The following is a 26,609-nucleotide window of genomic DNA, read 5'->3' on the forward strand; positions in this document are numbered from 1 at the left end:
CGCACCCACCCCATACGACAACGTCGGCCTTCAAGACCACAACCAGGTCTTGAAGGCCGACGTCACGCCAGGCCCCGAATTAACCAACAGCGTCCGGGAACACCGGGGCCTCTGTTCGGGCCGTCGCACCTGCTAGGGAGAACACGACCCATGAAGAGCATCGCAGCATGTCAGGCCGCCGTTACGGCTGCCGCCCCGTTCGACGGTGAGCCGTCGGACGCCGAGCTGGACGCGATCGAGCTGGAGATGCCCGCCATTCTGGCGGACGTCGCTCTGCTGGACGCGCAGATCATGACCATCGACCGGACCCCGACCGAGCTGGATGCGCGGCGTATCCGCCGGGCCCGCCGGCGGGTGCTGGCCGCCCGCCGGGACCTGGCCAACCGCACCACCTCGGTGGCGCTGTTGGGCGGTGCGGCATGAGCGACACGGACATCACCGCCGTGCGGCGGGCGCTGCTGCTTGTGTTCGGCGGTATCGCCCTGACCGTGCTCGGGTCCTCGCTGGCCACTGCCACCGGCCGCCCGGTCTGGCGGGTCGTCGCGGTCGTCGGCTGCCTCGTTCAGGCTGCCGGGTGGGTGCTCTGCGCCCGCCGCACGCGGGGCGGTGCGGCATGAGCGCGCCGACGATGGGCGGGCTGTCCGCTGCGGTCGCCGTCCTGGCCTCGCTGATGGCCCGGTTCCCGGACCTGCCGGCCGTCGACGTCCACGTCTCCACCGTCTACCCGGACCAGTTGGAGCTGTCGGCGCACAGCGGCCTGACCGCGTTCGAGGCGTGGCGTGAAGCCCTGGGCATCGACCCCTGGTCCGTTGTTCACGGCGTTCAGAGCGGGGGCACCACCCACCGCCTGAACGCTCACACCGTGTTCACGGGCGTCCGGCTGTGCTTGGTCGGCTACTCCGAAATCGCGGAGCCCGTGGCGGGTTGGGGGGTGGCGTCGTGAACGCTGTTCAGATCCGTTCAGCGGAACGCGCCCTGTCGGTCGGGACGTGGTTGATCGTGGGCGGCGCGATGCTGTTCTCCATCCTCACGGTCACCCCGCTGATGGAGCGCCACAGCCCGAAGGGGTGGGAGTGGACGGCCCCGATCCTCCCTCTCGTCGTGGACGCGGCGGTGGTGATCGTGGTGCGGCTGGATGCGGTGCTGGCCGGGATGGGCGGGCACGGGGGCCGGTGGCCCATCGCCCTGCGGTGGATGACCGGCTTCATGACCCTGGCCCTGAACGTCGCGGACTCCGCGCTCAAGAAAGACCTGGTCGGGGCCGCTGTCCACGCGGTCGCACCGCTCCTTCTGATCGTCACCGCAGAGACCGGACTCGCCTACCGGCAGGCCATCACCGCCGCCCAGACCGCCCGCGAAGCCCAGCTCAAAGCCGAGCGGGCAGAGCGCGAGCAGGCCGCCACCGAGCGCCGCGAGGCGCAGGAGCGGCGGGTGCGTGAGGAGCGGGAGCACGCGGCCCAGTTGGCCCGTGAACAGCGCGAGCACGAAGCGCTGATCGCCCGTGAGCAGACCGCCCGGGAAGAGGCGGTGCGGCGGGAGGAGCGCGAGCGGGCCGAGGTCCGGGAGCGGGCTGAGCGTGAGGCCCGTGAACGCCGTGAACGCGAGCGTGAACAGCAGCAGGTCGAGCGTGAACGCCTTGAACGCGAGGCCGCCCAACGGCGCGAGCTGGAGGCCCGGGAGCGGGAGGCTCGTGAGCGCCGTGAGCGTGAGCGTGAACAGCAGCAGGCTGAGCGTGAACGTCAGGCATTGCTGTCCGCCGGCCCCGCCGTGGAGAAGCAGGACGAGGAGCGGGCGCGGGCCACGGTCCGGGCCGCGTTCGATGCCGGGCTTCCCGTCCGGACGGCTGCCGAGCTGTGCGGCTGGTCGGTCGGCTGGGTCTCCACCCGCTACCAGGAACACCGCGACACCCCCACTGCCGCCGCCCCGGACCTTGAGGGAGCCACCGCATGATCACCCTGATCCGCACCCGCACCCTGAACGCCCTGCGCGGCAGCCTCACGGAAGCTGAGACGGAAGCCGAGGCCGCCCGTGCCGAGGCCGAACTGTGCCTGGAGCAGAGCGGAAACATGCTGGACGCCGCGTCCCGGGCCGAGGACGCGGCGGAGGAACTCCGGGCCGCACTCGACAAGGCCACGGTCGATGTCGCCCGCCTTGAGGGCGAGCTGGAATCCCTCCGTTCCCAGTCCCTGCTGGACACCGAGGACCGCCAGGCCCTGCGCATGCTGCTGCGCACCACCCGCATGCACAACCAGCGGGCCCAGCGGGTCTACGTCCTGTTCCACCACGGCGATCTCCACAGCGTCCACCCGACAGCGGAAGCGGCGGAGATCGCCGCTGAGGCCGAAGGAGCCCCGCGCTCCAACTGGACCACCCAGACCCCCGGCGCCGCCCTGCCCCCGGCATCCGAGGTCACCTGGCGGGTTCAGCCTCTCCCCTTCGGCACCACGACGGCATGAGCAGCCTGTCCTGCTACCGGTGGCGTCTCGCCCCCGACGGGTTGGCCACCCGCCGTCAGCTCCGTGCGCTGGGGCTGCGGCCGGGTGGTCAGGACGTCGTCGCGGAACTCCACCGGCCCCGCCGGCGCAAGGCCCCGTTGGTCGCCTACCTCTACCGCATCGACCACGCCCGCCCTGTCCGGCCCATGACCCCGGGCCGTGCCGCTGCTCTGGCTGCGGCGATGCGGGCCCGCCGTACCTGCCCCAACTGCCGTACGGACGTGGGCTATTGCATCCCCCGGTCGCTCGGCATGTGCGTCCCCTGCAACGACACCCCGCCTTCGTCTTCCTGACCCGGAAGGAACTCCCGCCATGTTCGGCAAAAGCAAGCGCAAGGCCGCGACCACTCCCACCGCGCCGAGCGACCAGTACCGCCTGAAGGCCACCGGCCAGCGGGTCACTCTCCTGGAACACCTCGGTGGCGGTGAGGTCCGGATCGCGATGGACACCGCCCACGTCTGCCGGGACGACATCGTCAGCGTCCGCGACATCACCCCCGCCTGACCTCTCAAGGAGAACACCCATGAAGCAGCGCCGCCCCGTTCAGCTCACGTCCCTGGTCCACTACACCGGCCGCGACGACCACACCACCTACCGGACCGAGGCGGTCAGCGTCGATGTCGCCCGGCAGTGCATCCGCCGGGCCCGCGTCCACGGCGTGGCCGTGACCATCTACCCGACCACCGACCGCACCGGCGACGCCGTCCAGATCGCCCACGTCCGCTTCGGCCCCGGCCACTGGTCCAACGTCGACGCGGTCAGCGACATCTACGAAATCCCCGTCGCCGCGCTCCTCGACCTCTGACACGGCAGGCACCCATGACCCCGAACCTGCCCGAACCCCGCCGCCCGTCCGTCGTGAACCTCCCGGACGGCACCCCCGCCTACACCGACCACCTCCCCGCCTCCTACCAGCCCTCCAACGCGATCCCGCAGGTGGTTCACGTCCACCAGGCCCCGCCGGACCGGACGGTGCAGCGTCTCGCGCTCGGCTCCGGCATGGGCGCCGGGGCCGTCGCCGCCGGCGTCTACTTCGGCCCGCTCCTCGTCGGCGTCCTCACCGCCATCGCCGCGAACCTCGCGCTCCTCGCCCTGGTCGCCTCCGTGTGCGCCTGGGGCGTCGTGACCGTCGTGAAGTCCGTGAGCGACGGCAAGACCCGTAGGAGGCGGTAGCTATGGACCCGTGCGCGGATCACTGCCCGCAGGAACTGGACCACGAGCGGTACGCCCCTTGCGGGTGCACCCCCGTCGACGAGTGACAGCCCGCCTGACGACTGCCCGCGTCGCCCCGGCAACCCCGGGGCGGCAAGGGGAGCCGGACAGACCGGCCCCACCCGAGGAGGCTGAACATGACCGCATACCCCCGGCAGGACGGCACCCCGCTACCGGCATGGGCCGACCTGCGACCGGACACCCAGCAGTGGCTGGCCGAGCAGGTCCCGCACCGGCTGCAACGGCTGATGTACGAGAGCAACGCCGTCGACGTCCCCGCCGACGCGTTCGCCGCCCACACCGCCGCCGCTGACGAGAAGCTCCGGGAGCTGCTGCGCGACGACCCGAACGCCCTGGCCTACTTCAATGGCTGGACATTCGCGGCCGTGACCGACACCACCGACCCCATGCGCGCGGCCGAAGCCGAGTACCACCTCTGCGACGCGCTGATCGAGTACGGATTCCAGCACCACGACACCCCCGGGCAACCGGTTCTCGACACCTCCCTCTACGGCCTCTACGAGGCGGAACGACCGGCCTGACGGCTGCCCGCCGCCCCCGAACCACACGCGGTCCGGGGGCGGTTGGGGAGCCGGACAGTCCGGCGACACCCCATGGGAGGTTCCCTGTGTACAGCTACACCCGAGCCGAGTCCCGCGAACGCGCCAAGCTGTTCCGCAAGGGCTTCCGCCAGGCACTAGCGGACTGCGTCGACGCCAAGGTCACCGCCCGCATTGAGGCCATCGACGCCATGGCCGCCGAGCGCGGGCAGCGGGAGCTGAAGGCGCTGCATGAGGTGCAGGCCACCGCCCGCCAGAACCTGGCCGCCGCCAAGGCCGCCGAGCGGACCGCTCCCCGAACCGACAAGACCGCCGCCCGCCAGGCCCGCAAGGACGCCGAGCAGCGCGTCCGCCTGGCGGAGCGGGCCGTTCACAAGGCCGAGCGCAGCTGAGCGGGGGTGGTCGGCCCCGGCCAAGGAAACCGGCCACCCCCTCTTTCCCTCCGTCCCGAACCATCGAGCAGGAGGAAGTACCAGCATGACGGACACAACCACGCCGGCCGCGCATCTGCGACCGGTCCCCGACCTGGACGACGACACCGAGACCACCGCGCCCGTGGCGGTCGACAACCCCGCGCTCCCGGAGCCGAATGTCACCGTCGAGAAGCGCAAGCCGGTGCTGGCCGGGTGGCTGACCGACCGGCGCGACTTCACCGCCACCGCCCGCCACGCCGGCGCGAACGCCGGATACAGCGCCCTCTTTCACGGCGTGCGGCTCCCGGTGTACGCCGGTCGGCTCGCCCTGATGTCCCCGCGGGGAGCCTGCCGGTTCGTCGCCACCACCAACCGGTGGGTCTGGGACCGAGAAGCCGCCCCCCTGCGGGCGGCGGCCGTCCGTGCCGAGGACGTCGAGGAGTACATGCGCCTGGCCCGGCTGCGGGCCGGACGGGTCCGGCTGCGCGGCCTGGTCGCCCTGGTCGCCGCCGTGTTCGGCGTCGGCTTCGCCCTCTGGCTCTACGTCATGGCCCCCGCGCTGATGTACGCGTTCGCCGCCAGCGGGGTGCTCCTGCTCGGCACGGCCGGTCAGCAGCCCGACGCCCCGGTCATCGGCCCCGCCGTTCTCAAGACCGAGGTGCAGAAGCTCACCGGGTCGATCGTGCTGCGCGGTCTCGACTCCATCGGGAACGCGAAGATCTCCGCCGCGATCAAGAAGGGCGGAGAGATGAACGGGCTGCGCTTCACCAGCGAGATCGTGCGCGACGGTCCCGGCTATCGCGCCGACCTCGATCTCCCGTACGGCGTCACGCCCGAGGACATCATGGAGGCCCGCAAGCCGCTGGCGTCCGGGCTGCGCCGCAAAGTCGGCTGCGTCTGGCCCTCCCCCGACCCCGCCGAGCACGAAGGACGGCTGGTCCTGTGGGTCGGGGACAAGCCGATGAACGAGACCACCAAGCCCGCCTGGCCGCTGCTGAAGTCGGGCACGGTCGACCTGTTCAAGCCTGTGGTGTTCGGCAACGACCAGCGCATGCGCGACGTGTCCGTCACGCTGATGTTCGCGGCCGTGGTCGTCGGCTCGATCCCTCGGATGGGCAAGACGTTCCTGATGCGGCTGTTCCTCCTGATCGCCGCACTCGACCCGCGCGCCGAGCTGCACGCGTTCGACTTCAAGGGCACCGGCGACTTCGGAGCCCTGGAACCCGTCTGCCACCGCTACCGGGCCGGTGAGGAGAACGACGACATCGAATACGTCCTGGACGCCCTGCGGGAGCTGAAGGAGGAGCTGCGCCGGCGGGCGAAGGTCATCAAGTCCCTGCCGCGCTCCCGCTGCCCGGAATCCAAGGTCACCCCCGAACTCGCCAGCGACAAAAGCCTGGGGCTGCACCCGATCGTCGCCGGGTTCGACGAGTGCCAGGTGCCCTTCGAGCACGAGGAGCACGGCAAGGAGATCGAAGCCATCTGCACCGACCTCGTCAAGCGCGGCCCGGCACTGGGCATCGTGACCCTGTTCGGGACACAGCGCCCCGACGCGAAGTCGCTGCCCACCGGGATCAGCGCGAACGCGGTGCTGCGGTTCTGCCTCAAGGTCATGGGACAGCCCGCCAACGACATGGTGCTCGGCACGTCAATGTACAAGGCCGGGTACCGGGCCACGATGTTCTCCCGCTCGGATCGGGGCATCTGCTGGATGGCAGGTGAAGGCGACGACCCGCGCATCGTGGCGTCCGCGTTCGTGGACGCGGTGGCCGCCGAGCAGATCGCCGCCCGCGCCCGCCAGGTCCGCGAGGAGTACGGCAACGTCACCGGCCACGCCATCGGCGCGGGACCGGAAAAGTCCGGGCAGTCCGATGTGCTGGCCGACGTCCTCGCCGTCATCGCGCCGGACGAGAAGGCCGTGTGGTGCGAGCGCCTGGCCGCCCGCCTGGCCGGCGCGCAGCCGGACGTCTACGGCGGGTGGAAGGGCGAGAACGTCACCGCCGCCCTCAAGCCCCACGGCATCAAGGCCGGGCAGGTCTGGGGCCAGACCGACACCGGTGAAGGCAAGAACCGGCGCGGCATCGACCGCACCGACATCACCGCAGCTGTCACCCGACGTAACCAGAACAAGGCTGCCGCCTGACCCCAGCAGCGTTGCTAGACCTAGCACCCCCGGCTGCTAGGTCTAGCACCCCCGCTAGCAACCCGCACCCGCCCTGAGCTGCGACCTAGTGTCTAGCAGCCCACCTGCGGAAACACCCGGAAACCCGCCTGACGAAGGGATGTGAGCCCCTCGTGGCGCTCGCTAGCCTCCTCATCCTCCTCACCACCGCCGGTTACGCAGTGTTGTGCGCGGTGCGGCCGTTCGCCCCGTGCCGGAAGTGCTCCGGCATCGGCGTCCGCACCCGCCGCCGCACCATCACCCTCTGCCGCCGCTGCCACGGAACCCGCGCCCGACTCCGCATCGGACGCCGACTGCTCAACAACAGCCGCACCATCCACTCGAACGGCACCCGACCCCACGCCGCCGACCGGAAGGCCACCCCGTGGCAGTGACCCTCTCCCTCGTCGCCCTCTTCGGGCTCGTCCTGTTCTTCCTGCTGCGCTCCGGCAGCCTCACGCCCGGCGGCGCGTTCACCGCCGCTGGGTTCGGGTTCTTCCTCGCCTCCACCGGGGCCGCCGGGCCCATCAACGAGATGGCGGCCGCCCTCGTCGACGCCATCCCCAACATCTGAGGAGCACCCCGTGCGACTGCGCATCCGGCACACCACTTGGCCCCGGCCTGCACTGGTCCTGACCGACACCCCTCGCCCCCGCTGCCCCGACTGCTGGGGCGAAGGCGGCCACGGCCACACCAACGTCACCGCCGAGGGGGAGTTCGACGGCATCGACTGGTACTCCTGCCCCTGCTGGGACGAGAACCGCCGATGGGTCCTGCTCCCCTTGCCCCGCCGTACCCCGCCCGGCGGCTACTCCGATGAACCGCCCTTCTGACCGAAGGAGCCCTATGCACCGCGAAACCTGGATCTTCACCCGCAACGGGGAAGAGCTGGAGATCACCCTCTTCGAGCACCCCGACCCCACCGTCGAGCCCGAGGACTTCGAGGTCACCACCACCGACGGCACCGAGGACGAGCGGGCGAGCTGGGACGGCGCACGCAACGTCATCACTCGTTCCCTCATCCCCGACTACACCGCCAAGGGCTGGCACCTCACCCACCACCACCCCATGCGCGACACCCCACACGGCCCCCACTGGCAGTGGCACTGAACCACCAGACACACCGAGAGCGGCCCCCATCCGACCAAGAACCGGGGCCGCTCTCGTCTGCCAGCACTGCTCACAGAACTGGAGACACCAGCATGACCCATCTCGACACCGCCGCGCACTCCGCCAGCGGCAACATCAGCCTGTGCACCGGGTCCGGTGCCCTGGACCTGGCCGCGACCGAAGACACGGGAGCGGTGGCATGAACACCCAACTCCTCACCGCCGCCCTGGACGCGGCCGGGCGCGGGTGGCACGTCTTCCCGCTCCGCCCCCGCGACAAGCGCCCCGCCCTCCACGGTGAGACCGCCTGCCCCGCCACCGGCGACTGCGCGACCGGTCACCGGAAGTGGGAGCAGCGGGCCACCACCGACCCCGACCGCATCCGCGCCGCCTGGTCGGCGGGGGCGTTCAACGTCGGGATCGCCACGGGCCCGTCCGGGCTGGTCGTGGTGGACCTGGACCCGGTCAAGGCCAAGGACCCGAAAGGAACGCCTGGCGGCGTCACTTCCCTGCAAGCGCTCTGCGAGCGCGCCGGGCACCCCGTCCCCGCCACCTACCGGACCCGGACCGCGAGCGGCGGACACCACCTGTACTTCACCGCCACGCCCGGGGCCCGGCTCGGCAACAGCGCGGGCAGGCTCGGCAAGCACATCGACACCCGCGCCCACGGCGGATACGTCGTGAGCGCGGGCAGCACCCTCCCGCACGGCGCGTACGAGGTGGTCGACCCCACCGACCCTGCACCGCTCCCGGAATGGCTGTGCGCCCTCCTGATGCCCCGTCAGCCCTTTCGGGGCCTGACGGCTGCACCTGTGCCGGTTCGGGCCTCTCGGTACGCCGCAGCGGCTCTCAAGGCCGAAACGGCGGCCGTGGCCGGGGCGGGGGAGGGTTCGCGAAACTGGACGCTGGTTCGGGCCGCCCGCGCTCTGGGGCGGTTCATCCCGTCCGGCGACCTCGACCGCAGTGAAGTGGAGCAGGCTCTTAATTCGGCGGGATTGCGGGCCGGTCTCCGCGAGAACGAGTGCCGCGCCGCCGTGGCAAGCGCTCTGAACTGGTCCATCGCCAACAATCCCGGGCGGCCGGCATGACCACCGTCCCGAATCCCCGCCTTAAGAGCCTTCCTGCCATCCCGAACACCCCGCAGGCCGCCAACGCCGCCGCAGTGCCGGTGACCGGTGGCGAGCCGAAAGGCGTCGCCGGAGGCGTCCGCGTTGCTGTTCTCCCTGACCCGCACACGGTCACGGTGACCGGTATCCGCCCCGGTCTCACGGTGCGCGGGCTCGGTCGCAACCAGATCCCCGTCGCCGACTGGCTCTGCGCCTGCGGCCACCACGAACGCGCCCGGGGCCGCGAGCGCGTCACCGAGGTGACCACCCGCGCCCGCGTCGACCACTGCCCGCACACCGAGCAGCACCGGAGGAACGCCGCATGAACACCCCCAACCAGGCCGCCGGGCCCATCGACGGTGCGGCGCTGCTGAAGGCGGTGGAAGCCTTCCACCGCCGCTTCAACGTCTTCCCCCGGGAAGCCGCCTACGTCGCCGTGGCTCTGTGGGACGCGCACGCGCACCTGCTGGACGCGTTCGACTCCACCCCCCGCCTCGCCTTCCTCTCCCCCGAACCCGGGTCGGGGAAGTCCCGCGCCCTGGAGGTGGTGGAGACCCTGGTCCCGCGCCCCATGCTTGCCGTGAACGCACGTGCCGCAGCCCTGTTCCGGTCCGTCTCCGACCCCGCCGGACGGCCCACGATCCTGTTCGACGAGATCGACACCGTCTTCGGGCCCAAGGCCGGGGACAACGAGGAACTGCGCGGCTTCCTCAACGCCGGTCACCGCCGCTCCGGAGTCACCTACCGATGCGTCGGAGACGGGGGCAATCAGACGGTGGTGGAGTTCCCCTCCTACACCGCCGTCGCGGTCGCCGGTCTCGGCTACCTGCCCGACACCATCACCACCCGCTCCGTCATCATCCGCATGCGCCGCCGAGCACGGAACGAGACGGTGGAGCCCTTCCGGGCCCGGCTCCACGAAGCTGAGGGGCAGGCGCTGCGGGAACGGCTCGCTCAGTGGGCCGACACCGTGCGGGAGGATATCGCGGGCCGGTGGCCGCAGATGCCCGACGGTGTCAGCGACCGGCCGGCGGATGTGTGGGAGCCGCTGTTGTCCGTCGCGGACGCGGCCGGGGGCGACTGGCCCGAACGCGCCCGCGCCGCCTGCGTGGAGTTGGTCAACGCCGCCCGCGCCGACGACAAGGGATCTCTCGGTATCCGGCTGCTCACGGACCTGCGGGACTACGTGATGGCGGGCATCGACCGGATGCCGACTGTCGCGATCCTGGACCGGCTGTGCGCCTTGGACGAAGCGCCGTGGGCGGACATGAGCGGGCGCCCGCTCGACTCCCGGGGCCTGGCCAAGATGCTCGGGGAGTACATGACCGAGGACAACACCCCGGTCAAGGCCCGCAACATCAAGACCGCCGGAACGGTCCTCAAGGGCTACTACGCCGCCGATCTCCACGACGCGTGGCAGCGGTACTGCCCCCCACCCCCTCAGGAGCCGCTACCTCCGCTACCTCCGCTACCGGGCAGGTCAGCGACCCGGAAACGGTAGCGGCAACCCTCTTCCCCTCCGCTACCTGAGCGCTACCCGCTACCGGCCCCACCTCGTCGTAAGGCAGGGCCGGTAGCGGCATCCAGCCGCTACCGCTACCCCATCCGCTACCACAAACAAGCCCCTGACCAGGGCGGTAGCGGAGGTAGCGGAGGTAGCGGACCTGACAGGAAGGGGCCGAAGGGTCCCGCCCGGACACCCACCAAGGAGATGCAGCCTCCATGGACACGGCACCCACCGCATCAACTCCACAACGTCGCCTACACCGAGTGGAGGCCGCCGCCGAGATCCTCGGCGTCAAGCGTTCCACCGCGTACGAGGAGATCCGCCTCGGGCGACTTCGCACCGTCCGTATTGGCCGTTGCCGACGTATCCCGACGGAGTACATCGAGGACTACGTCGAACTGCTCAAGCGTGAGGCCAGCGCCGTTCTCTGAACCGCCAGTCACCTCTACCCGGGCCGCGTCCACACGGACGCGGCCCGGGTCTTTCACGAAGGGCCACCATGAGCGAGCCGACCGGCCGCAGTCGCAAGGCCAACGGTGAAGACTCGATTTACTGGGACAAGTCCAAGGGCCGCTTCATCGGAGCGGTATCGCTCGGCTACACGCCTGCTGGCAAACGGCACCGCCCGAAGGTGTCAGGCAAGACAAAGACCGAGGTCCGCCACAAGCTGAAAGAGCTCAAGAAGGAACTGGACGCGGGGCTGAAGTCGTCGGCGACGTACACCGTCGCTCAGGCCGTGAACGACTGGCTCGACAAGGGGCTGAAGGGGCGGGAGAAAAGCAGCATCGAAACCTACCGAACCCTCGCCCGTACGCACATCACGCCGTACCTGGGTGCGGCCAAGCTGCGTGAGCTTGAAGCGGACCTGCTCGATGAATGGCTGGATGACAGAGCGACGGTTCTCGCGTCACAGTCCTTGAAGATGATCCACTCGATCCTGCGCCGCTCTATCAGCCATGGCCAACGGAGGGGAAAGGTCGCTCGAAACGTTGCCGAGCTCGTGGAGGTTCCGAAGGGGCGCGCTGGCCGTCCCAGCAAGTCGCTCACGCTGGAGCAGGGCGAAGCGGTCTTGCAAGCCAAGGCAGGAAGCTGGATTCATGCCTACGTCGTCCTGTCACTGCTCGTCGGTGTGCGACCGGAAGAGGCGAGACCACTCACCTGGATTCACGTGCACCTCGACTGCGAGGCGGGAGACCGACCGCACGTCGACGTATGGAGGTCGGTGCGGCGACACGGAGACACTAAAACTCGGAAGAGCCGTCGATCGCTGGCAATGCCTCACCAGGTAGCCACAGTGCTGAAGGCATACAAGGCTCGACAGAAGACCGAGTGCGAAGCCGCCGGTAGTCCCTGGACGGAGGCACGGTTGGTCTTCCCCAACACGGACGGCACCCTGCGGAGCGCGCTCAACGTTCGGCGCAACTTCAGATCGCTTCTCACCGAAGCGGGCTTCCCAGAGCCGCACCGCTGGACGACGCGGGAGATGCGGACCAGCTTCGTATCCCTGTTGTCAGACCACGGCATCCCCATCGAGGTGATCGCTCGGGTGGTCGGCCACAGCGGTACGCACATCACTGAGAAGGTCTACCGCAAGCAACTGCGCCCGGTGATGTCCGAAGGTGCGGAAGCCATGGACGACATCTTTGGTGCGGGGCCGGCGACTGCGGCGGAGTAGCACGTGATGGGGTCTCCGTGGCTCCCACTTTGGCTCCCCGGCTACCTCTCTCGCTCCCGCCCCATCCCGCTGACCTGCGTGGACGGGTTACGAGGGACCGCGATGACTGTTGCGGTCGCTTTAAGGAGCTGTTAGGCGTGGGCTCAGACAGTCCCGCCGCCCCGCATGCCCCGCCGCTCCGCATGCCCCGCTGCCCCGCCGCCCCGTGCCGCCTCAGCCCGTCCAGCGGTAGCGGCGCTCCGGGCGGCCCGTGCCTCCGTAGCGCAGGGTCACCTCGGCGCGGCCGGTGGAGGCGAAGTACTCCAGATAGCGGCGTGCGCTGACCCGGGACAAGGCGCCCGCCTCGGCGCACTCCGAGGCCGAAAGGCCCTCGGGGCGTCCGCGCAGGGTGCGTTCCACCAGCTCCGCCGTGGGGGCGGCCAGGCCCTTCGGCAGCTCGCGCGAGCCGGGCGGACGGGTCCCGAAGATCTGGTCGACGTCCTCCTGGCGGGCCTCTCCCAGCTCGTCCAGGCGGGTGCGCAGCGAGGCGACATGGCGCATCTGCTCCTGGAGGGCGGACCGGCTGAACGGCTTGATCAGATAGTGCAGGGCCCCCGCCCGCAGCGCCGCCCGGATCACCCCCGCGTCCCGGGCCGCCGTGATGAACAGGGCGTCCGCGCTGGGGCGTGAGGCGTCCCGCTCCTCCGCGGCGCGCAACGCGCGCAACACCCCGATCCCGTCCATATCGGGCAGATAGATGTCCAGCAGCACCAGATCGGGGCGCAACCGCTCGGCCGCCCGCAAGGCATCGGCCCCGTTGTGCGCCACCCCGACGACCGCGAAGCCGTCCATGGCGGACACATAGCGGCTGTGCAGTTTCGCGACCATGAAGTCGTCGTCCACCACCAGCACCGTTGTCACGCCGCCACGCTAGGCCGCGACCGCAAGGACCACAACGTCCGTTGATACCGGAAGAGAGACAGCTCCTCGACGCACAGGCAACATGTGGGCCACTTCACAGCGAAAGGCGGAACCTGTGCGACTGCGCACTCTCCTCGCCCTGTTCGGGGCCACGTTGCTGGTGGTGGTGGGGCCGCCCCTGCTCGCCACCGGTGACGGCTCGGACGCCGGCACCCAGATTCCCGGGCTCCGCTTCATGGTCCCCAACACCCCCGGCGGCGGCTACGACATCACCGCACGCACCATGGCCAAGAACGCCGAGGACGCCGGACTCACCCACAACATCGAGGTGTTCAACCTGCCGGGCGCCGGCGGAACGGTCGGTCTGACCCGGCTCGTCGGTGAACGCGGCAACGGCAAGCTCGCGCTCTCCATGGGCCTCGGCGTCGTCGGCGCCGTCCACACCAACAAGTCCCCGAGCACGCTGGCGGACACCACCCCGATCGCCCGGCTCACCGAGGAGCCGGACATCGTCGTCGTCTCCAAGAACTCCCCGTACCGGACCATCGCCGGTCTGCTCGCCGCCTGGAAGAAGGACCCGGCCCGCGTCCCGGTCGGCGGCGGTTCCTCGCCCGGCGGCCCGGACCACCTCGCCCCGATGCTCATGGCGCAGGCGGCCGGAATCGCCCCGAGGACGGTCAACTACGTCCCGTTCGACGGCGGCGGCGAACTCCTCGCCTCGATCCTCGGCGACAAGGTCGGCTTCGGGGTCTCCGGCCTCGGCGAGTACCGCGACCAGATCGAGGCGGGCGAACTGCGGCTGCTCGCCGTGACCGGCCCGAAGCGGGTGCCGGGCTTCGACGCCCCCACCCTGCGCGAAGCCGGACTCGACACCGAGTTCACCAACTGGCGCGGCGTCGTCGCCCCGCCCGGCCTGTCGCCGGCCGAACGCGACAAGCTCACCGGTCTGATCCGCGAACTCCACGGCTCGAAGCAGTGGAAGGAGTCGATGAAGAAGAACGGCTGGGACGACGCCCTCCTCATCGGCGAACCCTTCGGCGACTTCCTCGACGAGCAGGACCAGCGGGTCGCCACCGTCCTCAAGGAGCTGGGTCTGTGACCACCGAACCCACCGACCCCGCGGGGCAGCCGAGCACCGGCCCCGCGGGGCAACCGGTCGCCGAACCCCCCGACCCCGCAGGGCAGTCGGGCCCCGCTCTCGCGGGGCAGTCGGCCTCCGACCCCGCAGGGCAGTTCCCCTCCGGCCCCGCGCAGGAGGGGAACACCACCCTCTCCTGGCTGCGCGAACACTCCGAACTCGGCGTCTGCCTCCTGCTGTTCGCGCTCGGCGTGCTCGTTCTCACCGACGCCTTCACCATGAGCGTCGACATCGCCCAGCGCGGCCCCGTCGGCCCCCGGACCGTCCCCTTCGTCATCGGCGGCCTGTTCCTCCTCATAGCCGTCCTGCTCGCCGGTGACGTCCTGCGCGGCGGACGCGGCGAGGCGGAGGGCGGCGAGGACGTCGACCTCGACGAACCGGCCGACTGGCGCACCGTCCTCCTGCTCACCGGGGTCTTCCTCGGCACCGCCGTCCTGATCGGCCCCCTCGGCTTCCCGATCGCCGGGGCGCTGCTCTTCTGGGGTTCCGCCTACGCGCTCGGCAGCCGGCACCACGGCCGCGACCCGCTGATCGCCGCCGGCATCTCGCTGGCCACCTACTTCGTCTTCGACAACCTGCTCGGTGTCCCCCTCCCGGGCGGCCCGCTGATGGGGGTGCTCTGACCGATGGATTCCCTCAACTCCCTCATCGACGGCTTCGGTACCGCGCTCACCCCGATGAACCTGCTCTGGGCCGCGATCGGCGTCCTGCTCGGCACCGCGATCGGCGTGCTCCCCGGCATCGGCCCGGCGATGGCCGTGGCGCTGCTGCTCCCGGTGACGTACGGACTCGACCCGACCGGCGCGTTCATCATGTTCGCCGGGATCTACTACGGCGCGATGTTCGGCGGCTCCACCACCTCGATCCTCCTCAACACCCCGGGTGAGAGCGCCGCCGTGGTCGCCGCGATCGAGGGCAACCCGATGGCGAAGGGCGGGCGCGGCGCCCAGGCGCTCGCCGCCGCCGCGATCGGTCACTTCGCGGGCGGCATGATCGGCACGATCCTGCTGGTCGTCCTCGCGCCGACCGTCGCATCGCTCGCCATCGGCATCGGCGCCCCCGACTACTTCGCCATCATGGTGCTGGCCTTCATCGCCGTCACCTCCGTCCTCGGTGCCTCCCGCATCCGCGGCATCGCCTCGCTCCTCATCGGCCTCACCATCGGGCTGGTCGGCCTCGACCGGATGACCGGCCAGCAGCGCCTCACCTTCGGCTCCCTCCAACTGGCCGACGGCGTCGACGTGGTGATCGTCGCGGTCGGACTCTTCGCGATCGGCGAGGCGCTCTGGGTCGCCGCCCACCTGCGCCGCTCCACCGGAGAGCCGATCCCCGTCGGCCGCCCCTGGCTCGGCCGCGCCGACCTGAAGCGCACCTGGAAGCCCTGGCTGCGCGGCCCCGCCATCGGCTTCCCCTTCGGGGCGATCCCGGCGGGCGGCGCGGAGATCCCCACCTTCCTCAGCTACGTCACCGAGAAGCGGCTCTCCAAGCACCGCGACCAGTTCGGCAAGGGGGCCATCGAAGGCGTCGCAGGACCGGAGGCCGCCGCCTCCGCCTCCGCCGCCGGGACCCTCGTCTCGATGCTCACCCTCGGGCTGCCCACCACCGCCGTCGCCGCCGTGATGCTGGCCGCCTTCCAGCAGTACGGAATCCAGCCCGGCCCCCTGCTGTTCGAACGGGAACCGGAGCTGGTCTGGGGCCTCATCGCCTCGCTCTTCGTCGGCATGGTGCTGCTGCTCGCCCTCAACCTGCCGCTCGCCCCCGTCTGGGCGAAGCTCCTGCGGATCCCGCGCCTCTATCTGTACGCGGGCATCCTCTTCTTCGCCGCCGTCGGCGCGTACGCGGTCGGCGGGGAGTCCATCGACCTGGTGATCCTCCTGGTCATCGGGCTGATCGGGTTCGGGATGCGGCGCTACGGGCTGCCGGTGCTGCCCGCCGTCATCGGGGTGATCCTCGGCCCGGCCGCCGAACAGCAGCTGCGCCGCGCGCTCCAGATCAGCGACGGGAGCGTGTCCGGCCTGGTCAACACCCCGTTCTCGGTGACCGTCTACGCGATCGTGGTGCTGATCGTGGCCTGGCCGCTGGTCAGCCGGCTGATCGTACGGCTGCGCGGTGGCCGGAAGACAGCAGAGGAGTCCCGCACTGTCAGTGGCGGCTGAGAGCATCGGCACCATGACCACGATCGACTGGGACGCGGCGGCCGGATCCTTCGACCAGGAGCCCGACCACGGGCTCCTGGACCCCGCGGTGCGCGACGCCTGGGCCGGGCGGCTGGAGAGCTGGCTGCCCGCCACCCGGGGCGATGTGCTGGACCTGGGGTGCGGCACCGGCAGCCTCTCCCTGCTCGCCGCCGGCCAGGGCCACCGCGTCACCGCCGTCGACCGCTCGCCCCGCATGGCGGAGCGGGCCCGCGCCAAGCTCGCCGGAACCGGCGCGGAGGTCCTCGTCGGGGACGCCGCCCGGCCCCCGGTCGGGGAGCGGGCGTTCGACGTCGTCGTGGCCCGGCACGTCGTCTGGCTGCTGCCCGACCCGGCGGCGGCCCTGGAGCACTGGTTCGGCCTGCTGAAGCCGGGCGGGAGGCTCGTTCTCGTCGAAGGAGTGTGGGGCGGCGCCGGTCTGTCCGCCACCGCGCTCACCGGCCTGCTCTCCGCGCACACCGAGCGCATCCACCACGAGGACCTGGCCCCCGACAGTCGGCTGTGGGGCAGACAGGTCGACGACGAGCGCTATGCGCTGGTCGCCCGCGCGATGCCCCCGCACCGGCACACCGAGGTCGTCGACGTCCACCTGATCCTGCGCCGGGGCCCGGACGTCCTGCTGGCCCGCCGCTCCGGCACCGGCTATGCGGACGGACTGCTCCACATGCCGTCCGTTCACTAGGCAAGCCGCATGTCGAGATTCAACTTGTCGAGCTTCGCACCGCGAGCGTATCCGTGGTGATGCGGCAGCGCGGGCGGCGTCCGGCAGGAAGTTGAGCCGGAAGGCCGCCGGGTGGAGTCGATGCGGACCGCCTCGTCGATCCTTTAGTGGGTCGACTCGGTCTCTATCTGACTTGCACCGATCGGGGGCCTGTCAAACAACGAGCGGCTCTGTCCCGGAATCGGTGGTAGCGCTGTGTAGTGACCACTGGAGGAGGATGCGGTGGCGGAGCAGGGGAACCCGGCTCCGGGCGTTGGTGTTGGTGATGTGGCTGACAGGGAAACGCTGACTGGGTCGGTCACGCGAGAGACGCATTTCACTTCACCTTCTGGAACTTTGGAGTCGATCTTGCCCCTCTTGTCGCGGTTGTCGATCTTTTCTTCCTCGATACGTTCACATCGCACCACACAGGTGATGCACATGTGTTCAACGAGACCGAGGGATCATGACGATTCATATACCTGGACCGGAGGAGCGCGGGCGGCCTTGGTCCGGGAGGAGCCTGCGCTATATAGCGGGGAGTCTGGCCCTGGCTCTGTCCGTCCCACTGTTCGACGGCAACATCGCGATGGCCACACAACGCCAGGCACCTGCCGCACCGGAGAAGCCGGTCGTCACGCAGGCGGCGGACATTCCGTCCGCGCGTGTGGCCGCCCGGTTGTCGGGCAAGCGTGTGGAGGCGCTGTCGGAGCGTACGGAGACCTCCACGACCTGGGTGAACAAGGACGGTTCACTCACCACCGAGCTGACCGCGGGTCCGGTCCGCTTCCAGGACGGCACCACCGGTGACTGGCGGGATGTCGATCTGGACCTCGTCAGCGTGGCTGGCGGCGGAGTGGAGCCGAAGGCCCACCCCCAAGGCCTGAGACTGGCCGGCAAGACCGGTGCCCCGGCAGCTTCCCTGAAGGCGGCGCAGGCGGCCAAGGCCACCGACCTGGTGACCCTCGGCGAGGGTGACGAGCAGATCACCTTGCAGTGGAAGGGCGGCCTGCCCGCGCCGAAGCTGGACGGCACGCGCGCCGAGTACGTCAACGCCGTCCCGGGCGCGGACGTGGTGGTCGAAGCGACCCGTACGGGATTCGAGCAGTTCGTCGAGATCAAGCAGAAGCCGACGACGGACGGCTACACCTACACGCTGCCGCTGAAGGCCAAGGGCCTGAAGGCCAAACAGCAGTCCGACGGCAGTGTCGTCTTCACGGACAGGAAGAACAAGAAGACCGCGGTGATGCCCGCGCCGGTGATGTGGGACTCCACCGTCGACGAGCTCTCCGGCGAGAACATCCGCCGGGTGCCGGTGGCGATGAAGGTCGTGAAGAAGGGCTCGACCATCGACCTGGTCGTCACCCCCGACGCGAAGTTCCTCGCCGACCCGGCCACCAAGTACCCGGTCATCGTCGACCCGTCCACGTCGGCGCTCTCCAACGTCTTCGACACCTACGTCCAGCAGGGTGAGACCCGAGACTGGTCCACGGATGTCGAGCTGGACCTGGGCAACCCGGGCACGAAGAACGCCGACGGCACCCCGCGCACCGCCCGGTCGTTCATCTCCTGGAACACCGCGCCGATCTCCGACGCACTGGTGACGGACGCGAAGCTGTCCCTGTGGAACTTCCACTCCGGCAACTACACCGGCTCCTCGTGCCCCACCCAGCCGTGGGAGGTGTGGTCCACCGGGGCCGCGTCGACCTCCTCGCGCTGGACGGCCCAGCCGGCGTGGACCGCGATGAAGGCCACGTCCTCGGAGACCAGGGGCAACTCCTCCTGCTCGACCCAGCCCGACGGCTGGATCAACGCCAACGTCACCACGATGGTGCAGGAATGGGCCTCCACGAAGGCCGCCAAGTCCCACATGGGACTGCGCGCCTCCAGCGAGACCATCACCGGCCAGTGGAAGCGGGTCAACTCCGCCAACGCCGCCGCCAACCCGCCCAAGCTGGTCGTCACCTACAACTACCGGCCACGCACCGGCACGAAGCAGGAAGCCGGCCCGCCGTACTTCTCCTACGGCGGCGCCTACACGGTCAACACCCTGACGCCCACGCTGCGCGACACCTTCGTCGATCCCAACGGTGACAAGATCCAGGGCGCCTACCAGATCTTCGACTCGGCCACCGACACCCAGGCCGGCGCGGTACTGCGGTCGGCGTTCGTCCCGTCCGGCCAGCCCGCTCCGGTCGTCGTGCCCGCCGGGGTGCTGACCAACGGCAAGACCTACAAGTTCCGCAGCAGCCCGTACGACGGCACCCACTACAACCTGGGCTGGTCGGCGTGGAAGACCTTCACGGTCGACACCACCGCCCCCTCCGCACCCACCGGCATCACATCGACGGACTACCCGTCTAATGCCTGGGTCAAGGGCGCTGGCCAGACGGGTACGTTCACTGCTACGCCGAACGGTACGGACCACAACTGGCTGGAGTGGTCGCTGGACGGCGTGACCTGGACCAAGGTGGCGACCGGCGGCTCCAGTGCAGCCAAGGCCATCACCATCACCCCACCCAGGGACGGCACGCACACCCTCCAGGTACGCGCGGTCGACAAGGCCGACAACAAGTCCGAGGCCATCGACTACACCTTCCACGCAGGGCCTGGCGGATTCGTCCGGCCCAGTGAGGGAGAGCGCACCGCGCGCCGCCTGCCGCTGGTCGCCGAGGCGGACGGAGCCAAGTACGACAATGTTTCCTTCTCCTGGCGCCGCTCCGAGGCCGACTCCTGGGTGCAGATCCCTGCTGGAGACGTCACTTCGGAGGGCACCGCACTGACCACCTGGCCCGTGCCCATGAGCAATGGCAGGAACGCACCGCTCGTATGGAACGCCGTCCACACGGTGCAGCCCAGTGGCGCTGTGCAGATCAAGGCTGACCTCACCGGCCCGGACGGGGCGGCTGGATCAACACAGCCGCTCACCGTCGTCGTGGGCCAAGACGTACAGGCCAACACCCCGGGCCGGGTGGGCCCCGGCCTGGTCAACCTGCTCACCGGTTCCTATACCCTCTCGGAGTCCGAAGCCTCCCACTTCGGACTGTCGGTTTCGCGTACCGCTACTTCGCGCGACTCGGACACAGACTCCGACGGCAGTGGGCAGGTGCCGATCTTCGGGAAGGAATGGTCGTCGGGCACAAGCGCCGAGACCACGGACTCCAACTACTCCTACATTCGCAAGATCTCCGACACGGCCGTCGATGTCGTCACCGGTAGCGGGGACATTGTCCACTTCACCGCGAATGCCGCGAGGACCGGCTGGATCGCCGAGCCCGGAGCGCAGAAACTGACGCTCACCGGCAGCGTGAGTACTACCTTCACTGTCACCGACTCGGATGGAGCAGCCACCAAGTTCAGTAAGCTCGACCTGACCTCCGACGTCTGGAATGTCTCATCCTCGGTGCTCAATGGGAAGGATGAGACGACTACCACCTTGCTGTCCGAGACTGTGACAGTGAACGGGGAGAAGCTGGCCCGTCCCAAACGGATGGCCGGAGACACCTCTGCAGTCTCGGCTGCCACGTGTGCGGCCACCCCGGCGGCCAAGGGGTGCCGCGCTCTGGAGTTCGTCTACGCCACCAGTACGACTGCTACCGGCAGCACGCTGGGCAACTATGTCGGGCGTGTTGTCGAGATCAGGGCCTGGGCGACCCAGCCGGGCGCATCAGCCGCTACGAGCCACGCCGTTGAGACCTACCGCTACGACGCCAACGGGCGTCTGCGGGAGAACTGGGACCCGCGGATCACTCCCGCGCTGAAGACCACCTACGCCTACGACGCCGCCGGCCGGGTCGTCGAGTACGGCGCGGCGGGGCAGTTGCCCTGGACGCTCACGTACGGTCAGGCGGGCAGCAGCGCAAGCAGTGGCGAGGGCATGCTCCTCAAGGCGTCGCGGCCGACCCTGAAGCCGGGGACCAAGGACGTCATTGAAGGAACGTCTGTCACCAGCATCGTCTACGACGTTCCGCTCACCGGTGCCAAGGCTCCCTACCAAATGGGAGGCTCCGAGGTGAAGGCATGGGGGCAGACCGTTGTTCCGACGGACGCGGCGGCTGTCTTTCCGCCAGGCTCGGTGCCCGCTGCACATAGCGGCGCCGATTTGAATGCCTCGGCCTACGGTGCCGCCAGCATCCAGTACATGGACGTTTCCGGTAGCCGGGTGAATACTGCTAGTCCTGGCGGTCACATTCTTTTCACCGAGGAAGACCGCTTCGGGAACACGGTCCGGGAGCTTTCTCCTGCCAACCGTGCCATCGCCCTCGGCCTTACCGCCGCCGATAGGGCTGTGCAGGATGAACTCGGCATCTCTCAGCTGTCCAGCGCGGAACGTGCTGAACTGCTCTCCGGCCGACAGGTGTACAACGAGAGTGGCACACGCAAGCTCGAAGACTTCGGGCCTCTGCGGCGGATCGAGCTCACAGCCGACCTCAAGTCCGGAACCACCACTTTGGCCCAAACCGGCACTCCGGTAACGGCAAGGCCCTGGGTTTCCTACGAGTACGATCAAGGGCGGCCCACCGACGGAAGTGCAGCGGTAAAAGACCAGAATACCAAGGTCACTTCAGGTGCCCAGGTGCGTGAACATCCCGGTGTGCACGCTGAAACCCGTGTGACCGAGAACGTGTTCGACTGGGTCAAGGGCCTGCAGGTCAAGACCGTCCAGGATCCGGGCGGATTGGCCATCACCTCGGCCACCGAGTACGACGAGCAAGGTCGCGTTCGCAAGCAGCTCCCGCCGGGCGCATCAGGCACCGACGCTGCCACGCGAATGACAACCTACTGGTCTGCCACCGGCTCCGGGACATGCGCTGGCCGTCCGGAATGGGCCGACCTGATCTGCTCCACGGGGCCGGCTGGGTCGATTACGGGCGGAGGCTCGAACCCGGCGCAGCTGCCTATCACCACCATCGAGTACGACTGGTGGGGCGGCACATCGAAAACTACGGAAACCGCCAATGGCGTCTCTCGCGTCACCACGGTCACGAGCGACGAAGCCGGCCGCCCGCTGACGACGACCATCACGGGTGGCGTAGGCGCTGCGGTTCCGGCAGTCACCACGGAGTACGACCCGACAACTGGCGAGCCGGCCAAAACGATCTCGACCACCGCCGGAACGATCACTCGCGTTTACGACAAACTCGCGCGCATGCTTTCCTACACGGACGCTGACGGTGGCGTGACGCGCATGGAATTCGATCACCTCGACCGGCCACTCAAGATCACTGACAGTGTTCCGTCCACTGTCACTTACACCTACAACACGGCAATCGAGCCCCGCGGCCTCCCGACGAAGCTGGTGGACTCCGTAGCAGGCTCCTTCGAAGCCGCCTACGACGCCGACGGAGGTGTCACCACCGAGAAGCTCCCCGGTGGCTACACCCTCACGCATGGCAGGAGTACTACGGGGAACGGTGTCGCACGCACCTACACGCGTGACAGTGACGGAGCAGTCGTCTTCGCGGACCGGTCCGGTGAATCCATCCACGGGCAGCTCACCGCGCGGGCCGGATGGTCGAACCAGTCGTACACCTACGATGCGGTCGGGCGTCTCACCACTGTGGCTGACACTGCGGAGACCGTGTGCACCCGCCGCAGCTACGGATTCGGCACACGCAGCAACCGCATCTCGCTCAGCACGGCGAGCGGTGCCCCCGGCCTGGACTGTCCGACAAGCGGAGGCACCGTGAAGACCTCCGGCTACGACAGCGCCGATCGCCTTGTCGACGCCGGCTACACCTATGACGCCTTCGGGCGCACCACTGCGGCCCCCGGGCACGGTACTCTCGCGTACTACGCAAACGACCTAGCCCATCAGCAGACCGTGAGCGGCCAGCGCCAGACATGGCAGCTCGACGCGAAGATGCGTTTCCGTTCCTGGAAGACCGAGACCGGAAGCGGTTCCACCTGGACCCAGACCGGATCGAAGATCAACCACTATGACAGCGACACCGACAATCCTCGTTGGATCACCGAGGACGCCGCAGGCACGGTGACCCGATACGTCGAACCTGTCACAGGCGGCCTTGCCGCAACCACTGGTAAGACCGGTAATACGGTCCTGCAGATCACGGACAGCCACGGCGACGTGGCCCTCCAACTGCCTCTGGACAGCAGTCAGGCACCCATCGCGCTGGACAATGACGAGTACGGCAATCCCCGGGCGGGTCAGACGGAAGCCCGGTACGGCTGGCTGGGCAACCAGCAGCGTTCCTCGGAGACGCTGACCGGCCTCACCCTGATGGGCGTCCGGCTCTACGACCCCTCTCGTGGCCGTTTCCTTCAGTCGGATCCTGTCTACGGTGGTTCTGCCAACGCCTACGACTACGCCAACGCCGACCCGTGCAACGCCAGTGACACCACCGGCATGTCCCCCAACTGCGGCAAACGCCGGATCAAGAACGGCTACGGCATGCGGATAATCATCCAACGAGCCGGCGGCGGAATGGGGCGTGACATTAAGGGTAAGGGTTCGTACCCGTACATCGGCTACTACATCAACGTTCAGATAATGGGTTTCGCCAACCGATTCCTGGCCAAGAACTTCACTTACGGGGAAGCGTGGGGCAGCTACCCTGGCCGGGGTAAATCCCAGAAGCTGTACAAGATGCAACAAAAGGGCAGCTGGCAGAACAGGGAAAAGATAGGCTGGGCCGTGCATTTCAAGGTCAAGGTCAGACCCGGTAGTCGAGTATGGGCGTACGGTGCCGTACTCGTCCTCGGATGGCGGGGGTGGACAGCAGATATGTCCTATTCCTGTAACGCCAAAACATAACGTCCCAGCCTGACCTAAAGCGCGGTGGCGATGTGGCGTGACCTTCAGGTCGCGCCACATCGCCGTTCAATCTCCTAGCTTCGATGAAACGGAATCGATGAACCCGCGACGATCAATGTCACAAATTGCCCGAGAAGCCCTGGAGAGGGGTAGTGGCAGTTTTCATTCGCTTTCGGGTGGGCCAGCTGTCGCTGACGTTTGGATCAACGGCAGGATTGGTCTAGTGCTGATGCTGCACCGGCGAGATGATGGTCTCGTGGCCGAAGAACTCTACCATTCAGTGTGTGACGAGAAGGGGCAATGGTCAGAATGTGACCACCTCAATGGAGGTATTGCCGGAATTGATATAGAATCCCCTGAAGGAATTGCGCAAGCTCTCGCGGGAAGCTTTATGGAAATCGTCTCTGAATCCACAGCGCTGATCTTCACCGGCTGCGCGGACAATGAGGAAGCCGAGGAAGAGGAGATGGAGAGCCTGCAACCGCTCCGTATCCTGAACGTCCTTGTCGCTGACGAGGTTGATTTCCTCGAGCTCGAGTACCTCACTCGCAACTCCCCTCCGACCTCGGGGCGGCGCATCAGGGAGGTGAAATCCCCATTGAACTTGATCGTTCTTCTGCCGGGCGAGCACGTGCTCGTATCCCCCACGGAGGGAGACTGCGCGTTGACGTCGCAGCTTGGCCCGGCGTGGGAAATCGCCAATTGAAAGGAGCGCGACGCTGACGGGCGGCTCGTTGGGCGCACGGGTGGGGAAGGAGCGCGGTACTGACACGGCAGCTGTGGCCGTGAAGGCCACGGTAGTGCAGGGGCCGTGGCGGGACGGTTTCGGAAGGGCCGCGAGCTTGCGGACTGCTTCCCGCGCCGTGAGACGCGGACGATGCTGTACGAGATGACCGAGGCTGTGCTGACGGGGCTGGAGCGGATCAACTGCTGGACGCTGGCGGAGGCGGTGGGGCACTCTGGCCCACACCGGCTGCAGTATTCCGCGCATAAAAGATGCGCTCGGGGAGGACGCCTCCTATGCCCCGGGACAGCGGTGTTCGCACGACCGACGGGGCAGGCTCCAGTCGTCGGTCGCCGCCTCTCTTCCAGCGGCCAGGCTTTATCGCCTGGTCGTCCCGTATCCCCGGGCTTTCGATGACGAGGCACCACAGGGGGTTCACTTGTGTTCGTCCGCCCGGCCTTCTCCCTGCCCGGATGCTCCCCCTGACGGATCGGGGGCCCTTGGGTCTGTTCCCTGAGCTTCGCACCTTCGACGGGCGGGACCCCACTATGCCTTGTCAGCGCCGATTGGGCAGCAGCGTCACCCCGGAAACTGCGGCGAGTTCAGCCTTGGTCTGGTCCAGTTCGAGGGTGTGTTCAGCGATGATCATTCGCATGGCCTTGGTCCTCGCCTGTTCCTGGCGGAGCTCGTCCTTCAAGTCGTCGACCTCGGACTTGAGTTGACGGTTCACCTCAACGAGTTCCTGCATCGCGGTCGGGATGGAGTCCTGGGCCTTGGCGCGCGCCTGAAAATCCTGGATGAGATCGGTGTGCCGGTACACCACATCCCGCCGCAGCTGGCTCTCGGAAATCAGCTCCGAAACGGTCAGCTTGCCGGTCTTCGAGTGCAGCGGGGTGCCCTCCAGGAGGAGTTCGGCCGCAGCCCGGATCGCGGCCCGGTCGGCATCTTCGTCGCGTGGTCGGCGTGCCATCATGGCTCCTTTGTCGTCGGGTTGGTGTCGGCCGGGTCCGCGTGGTGGTCCTCGATGATGGCCCGGCTGTTCTTCGCCAGCGCGGCTGCCCGGTCTCGTAGGGGGCGTGGGCTGAACTGGTCGGCTGCCGCGGCCTCCCACTGTCCCTGGAGGCGCCGTTGCTCGACGATGTTCCGGTCGGTGTAGACGAGGTTGGTGCAGCTCGACTGGCACTCCGCCTCGTTGGGGCCGTCTTCGGGCGGCAGTCCCGCGTCCAGTCGTGCCTTGTGGCAGGCGGCCGTTTCGAGTCGCCACACGCAGGTCATGGCTTCACCATGCTGGATGTTCGGGTTCGTCTGGTCGAGCAGTCGCTGGACGTTCCTGCAGGCGGTGACGACGCGTCCGGCGAACCGAGCTTGCCTGCGTACGCGGTGCCGGTATTCGCCGGCGGCGGGGCCGATGCGTGCCTCCTTCGTAAGGCCGCTGAATTCGGCCTGGGAGGCGTGTGTACCAGCCTGCAGCTGGTGGTATTCGACCCATGCGTCTCGTGCGTCCGGGCCGACCGCCTCGATGACGTGCAGCGCCCAGGCGAGCAGTGAGGTCATGGTCGCCGGTGCGATCCGCGGCCACTTGTTGGACCGGCCCCCAGCTGGGCTCTTGAGCTCATTGTCGGAGGCGCCGGGCCAGGGGTAGCCGGTGGCCAGGCGTCCCTCGGCTGGTAGATGCCGTCCGTACAGCCACAGGGTGCGCACTGCGGCCAGGATGTCTGCCTTTCGTCCTGGTTTGCGCGCCAGCGCAAGAACGTAGGCGCGGTAGGCGTCGAGGTGCTGATCGGTGACGTCGCACAGGCGTGAGATGCCCGCCTTGACGAGCCACTTGGCAAAGACCTGCAGGTCTGAGCTGCCCCGAGTTTCGTAGAGTCCGATCTTGATGGTTCAGGCGGACTGCGGGACTTGCTCCTGGCTCTGCCAGAAGGCTTCCTCGTACTCG

29 protein-coding genes and 1 pseudogene are annotated in these 26,609 nt (G+C 68.7%); 27 read left to right on the top strand and 3 right to left on the bottom strand.

Annotated features, from left to right (window positions below; genetic code table 11):
• The first annotated feature begins 150 nt into the window (after window positions 1–150).
• The 21 genes from ACGF2Y_RS35035 (at window position 151) to xerC (ending at window position 12,238) form a co-directional block, all read left to right on the top strand.
• A complete protein-coding gene (locus ACGF2Y_RS35035; RefSeq protein ID WP_392955767.1) occupies window positions 151–423 on the top strand; it encodes a DUF6284 family protein in 273 nt (90 codons plus the stop codon).
• A complete protein-coding gene (locus ACGF2Y_RS35040) occupies window positions 420–617 on the top strand; it encodes a hypothetical protein (RefSeq protein ID WP_392955769.1) in 198 nt (65 codons plus the stop codon). The genes ACGF2Y_RS35035 and ACGF2Y_RS35040 overlap by 4 nt, the downstream gene beginning before the upstream one ends.
• Window positions 614–943, top strand: a complete 330-nt coding sequence (locus ACGF2Y_RS35045; protein WP_392955770.1) for a hypothetical protein — start codon at window positions 614–616, stop codon at window positions 941–943. The genes ACGF2Y_RS35040 and ACGF2Y_RS35045 overlap by 4 nt, the downstream gene beginning before the upstream one ends.
• A complete protein-coding gene (locus ACGF2Y_RS35050) occupies window positions 940–1,950 on the top strand; it encodes a DUF2637 domain-containing protein (RefSeq protein ID WP_392955772.1) in 1,011 nt (336 codons plus the stop codon). Before ACGF2Y_RS35045 ends, ACGF2Y_RS35050 begins: the two co-directional genes overlap by 4 nt.
• Window positions 1,947–2,456, top strand: coding sequence for a hypothetical protein (locus ACGF2Y_RS35055; protein WP_392955774.1), 510 nt, complete (start codon window positions 1,947–1,949; stop codon window positions 2,454–2,456). The genes ACGF2Y_RS35050 and ACGF2Y_RS35055 overlap by 4 nt, the downstream gene beginning before the upstream one ends.
• Window positions 2,453–2,788 (top strand): RRQRL motif-containing zinc-binding protein, encoded by a 336-nt coding sequence (locus ACGF2Y_RS35060; protein ID WP_392955776.1) that lies wholly within the window; start codon window positions 2,453–2,455, stop codon window positions 2,786–2,788. Before ACGF2Y_RS35055 ends, ACGF2Y_RS35060 begins: the two co-directional genes overlap by 4 nt.
• A gap of 19 nt (window positions 2,789–2,807) precedes the next feature.
• Window positions 2,808–2,999, top strand: a complete 192-nt coding sequence (locus ACGF2Y_RS35065; protein ID WP_392955778.1) for a hypothetical protein — start codon at window positions 2,808–2,810, stop codon at window positions 2,997–2,999.
• 19 nt (window positions 3,000–3,018) lie between these two features.
• Window positions 3,019–3,300 (top strand): hypothetical protein, encoded by a 282-nt coding sequence (locus tag ACGF2Y_RS35070; protein WP_392955780.1) that lies wholly within the window; start codon window positions 3,019–3,021, stop codon window positions 3,298–3,300.
• Between the two features lie 14 nt (window positions 3,301–3,314).
• The gene (locus ACGF2Y_RS35075; RefSeq protein ID WP_392955782.1) at window positions 3,315–3,668 is read left to right on the top strand and encodes a DUF6251 family protein; all 354 of its coding nucleotides are present in this window, start codon (window positions 3,315–3,317) and stop codon (window positions 3,666–3,668) included.
• Between the two features lie 176 nt (window positions 3,669–3,844).
• Window positions 3,845–4,249, top strand: a complete 405-nt coding sequence (locus ACGF2Y_RS35080) for a hypothetical protein (protein WP_392955784.1) — start codon at window positions 3,845–3,847, stop codon at window positions 4,247–4,249.
• A gap of 86 nt (window positions 4,250–4,335) precedes the next feature.
• Window positions 4,336–4,659: a hypothetical protein gene (locus tag ACGF2Y_RS35085; RefSeq protein ID WP_392955786.1), complete on the top strand. Its 324-nt coding sequence runs from the start codon at window positions 4,336–4,338 to the stop codon at window positions 4,657–4,659.
• Between the two features lie 85 nt (window positions 4,660–4,744).
• Window positions 4,745–6,823 carry a cell division protein FtsK gene (locus ACGF2Y_RS35090; protein WP_392955788.1) on the top strand — a complete coding sequence of 693 codons (2,079 nt, stop codon included), beginning with the start codon at window positions 4,745–4,747 and terminating at the stop codon, window positions 6,821–6,823.
• A gap of 152 nt (window positions 6,824–6,975) precedes the next feature.
• On the top strand, window positions 6,976–7,236 hold the full coding sequence (locus ACGF2Y_RS35095; protein ID WP_392955790.1) for a hypothetical protein: 261 nt from the start codon (window positions 6,976–6,978) through the stop codon (window positions 7,234–7,236).
• Complete coding sequence (locus ACGF2Y_RS35100; protein ID WP_392955792.1) at window positions 7,227–7,415, top strand: hypothetical protein; 189 nt, start codon at window positions 7,227–7,229, stop codon at window positions 7,413–7,415. Before ACGF2Y_RS35095 ends, ACGF2Y_RS35100 begins: the two co-directional genes overlap by 10 nt.
• Before the next feature lie 10 nt (window positions 7,416–7,425).
• Entirely contained in the window at window positions 7,426–7,674 is a 249-nt protein-coding gene (locus ACGF2Y_RS35105) for a hypothetical protein (protein ID WP_392955794.1), read from the top strand.
• 13 nt (window positions 7,675–7,687) lie between these two features.
• Window positions 7,688–7,951 (top strand): hypothetical protein, encoded by a 264-nt coding sequence (locus ACGF2Y_RS35110; protein WP_392955796.1) that lies wholly within the window; start codon window positions 7,688–7,690, stop codon window positions 7,949–7,951.
• A 199-nt stretch (window positions 7,952–8,150) separates the two neighbouring features.
• Window positions 8,151–9,038 (top strand): bifunctional DNA primase/polymerase, encoded by an 888-nt coding sequence (locus ACGF2Y_RS35115; RefSeq protein ID WP_392955798.1) that lies wholly within the window; start codon window positions 8,151–8,153, stop codon window positions 9,036–9,038.
• Window positions 9,035–9,382 carry a hypothetical protein gene (locus ACGF2Y_RS35120; RefSeq protein WP_392955800.1) on the top strand — a complete coding sequence of 116 codons (348 nt, stop codon included), beginning with the start codon at window positions 9,035–9,037 and terminating at the stop codon, window positions 9,380–9,382. The genes ACGF2Y_RS35115 and ACGF2Y_RS35120 overlap by 4 nt, the downstream gene beginning before the upstream one ends.
• Window positions 9,379–10,557 (top strand): DUF3631 domain-containing protein, encoded by a 1,179-nt coding sequence (locus ACGF2Y_RS35125; protein WP_392955801.1) that lies wholly within the window; start codon window positions 9,379–9,381, stop codon window positions 10,555–10,557. The genes ACGF2Y_RS35120 and ACGF2Y_RS35125 overlap by 4 nt, the downstream gene beginning before the upstream one ends.
• A gap of 221 nt (window positions 10,558–10,778) precedes the next feature.
• Window positions 10,779–10,994, top strand: a complete 216-nt coding sequence (locus tag ACGF2Y_RS35130; protein ID WP_392955804.1) for a helix-turn-helix domain-containing protein — start codon at window positions 10,779–10,781, stop codon at window positions 10,992–10,994.
• Window positions 10,995–11,062: 68 nt separating this feature from the next.
• Window positions 11,063–12,238 carry a tyrosine recombinase XerC gene (gene xerC / locus ACGF2Y_RS35135; RefSeq protein WP_392955806.1) on the top strand — a complete coding sequence of 392 codons (1,176 nt, stop codon included), beginning with the start codon at window positions 11,063–11,065 and terminating at the stop codon, window positions 12,236–12,238.
• A gap of 213 nt (window positions 12,239–12,451) precedes the next feature.
• On the opposite strand, the gene ACGF2Y_RS35140 is transcribed toward xerC, so the two are convergent.
• Window positions 12,452–13,105, bottom strand: a complete 654-nt coding sequence (locus tag ACGF2Y_RS35140) for a response regulator (protein WP_392955820.1) — start codon at window positions 13,103–13,105, stop codon at window positions 12,452–12,454.
• A 148-nt stretch (window positions 13,106–13,253) separates the two neighbouring features.
• Here ACGF2Y_RS35140 and ACGF2Y_RS35145 point away from each other — a divergent pair, with 148 nt between their 5' ends.
• The 6 genes and pseudogenes from ACGF2Y_RS35145 to ACGF2Y_RS35170 all read left to right on the top strand — a co-directional run bounded on the left by ACGF2Y_RS35145 (window position 13,254) and on the right by ACGF2Y_RS35170 (window position 24,652).
• Window positions 13,254–14,237 (top strand): Bug family tripartite tricarboxylate transporter substrate binding protein, encoded by a 984-nt coding sequence (locus tag ACGF2Y_RS35145; RefSeq protein WP_392955808.1) that lies wholly within the window; start codon window positions 13,254–13,256, stop codon window positions 14,235–14,237.
• Complete coding sequence (locus ACGF2Y_RS35150; protein WP_392955810.1) at window positions 14,234–14,899, top strand: tripartite tricarboxylate transporter TctB family protein; 666 nt, start codon at window positions 14,234–14,236, stop codon at window positions 14,897–14,899. The genes ACGF2Y_RS35145 and ACGF2Y_RS35150 overlap by 4 nt, the downstream gene beginning before the upstream one ends.
• A gap of 3 nt (window positions 14,900–14,902) precedes the next feature.
• Window positions 14,903–16,432, top strand: a complete 1,530-nt coding sequence (locus ACGF2Y_RS35155) for a tripartite tricarboxylate transporter permease (RefSeq protein WP_392955812.1) — start codon at window positions 14,903–14,905, stop codon at window positions 16,430–16,432.
• 13 nt (window positions 16,433–16,445) lie between these two features.
• Window positions 16,446–17,150: pseudogene (locus ACGF2Y_RS35160) on the top strand (methyltransferase domain-containing protein); the annotation flags it as partial.
• Window positions 17,151–17,760: 610 nt separating this feature from the next.
• Window positions 17,761–23,946 (top strand): DNRLRE domain-containing protein, encoded by a 6,186-nt coding sequence (locus ACGF2Y_RS35165; RefSeq protein ID WP_392955814.1) that lies wholly within the window; start codon window positions 17,761–17,763, stop codon window positions 23,944–23,946.
• Window positions 23,947–24,202: 256 nt separating this feature from the next.
• Complete coding sequence (locus ACGF2Y_RS35170; protein ID WP_392955815.1) at window positions 24,203–24,652, top strand: hypothetical protein; 450 nt, start codon at window positions 24,203–24,205, stop codon at window positions 24,650–24,652.
• 574 nt (window positions 24,653–25,226) lie between these two features.
• On the opposite strand, the gene ACGF2Y_RS35175 is transcribed toward ACGF2Y_RS35170, so the two are convergent.
• The gene (locus ACGF2Y_RS35175) at window positions 25,227–25,643 is read right to left on the bottom strand and encodes a hypothetical protein (RefSeq protein WP_392955817.1); all 417 of its coding nucleotides are present in this window, start codon (window positions 25,641–25,643) and stop codon (window positions 25,227–25,229) included.
• Window positions 25,640–26,371, bottom strand: a complete 732-nt coding sequence (locus ACGF2Y_RS35180) for a hypothetical protein (protein WP_392955818.1) — start codon at window positions 26,369–26,371, stop codon at window positions 25,640–25,642. The genes ACGF2Y_RS35175 and ACGF2Y_RS35180 overlap by 4 nt, the downstream gene beginning before the upstream one ends.
• Between the last annotated feature and the right edge of the window lie 238 nt (window positions 26,372–26,609).

Source organism: Streptomyces sp. NPDC048142 (assembly GCF_043202835.1).
Lineage (GTDB): Bacteria > Actinomycetota > Actinomycetes > Streptomycetales > Streptomycetaceae > Streptomyces.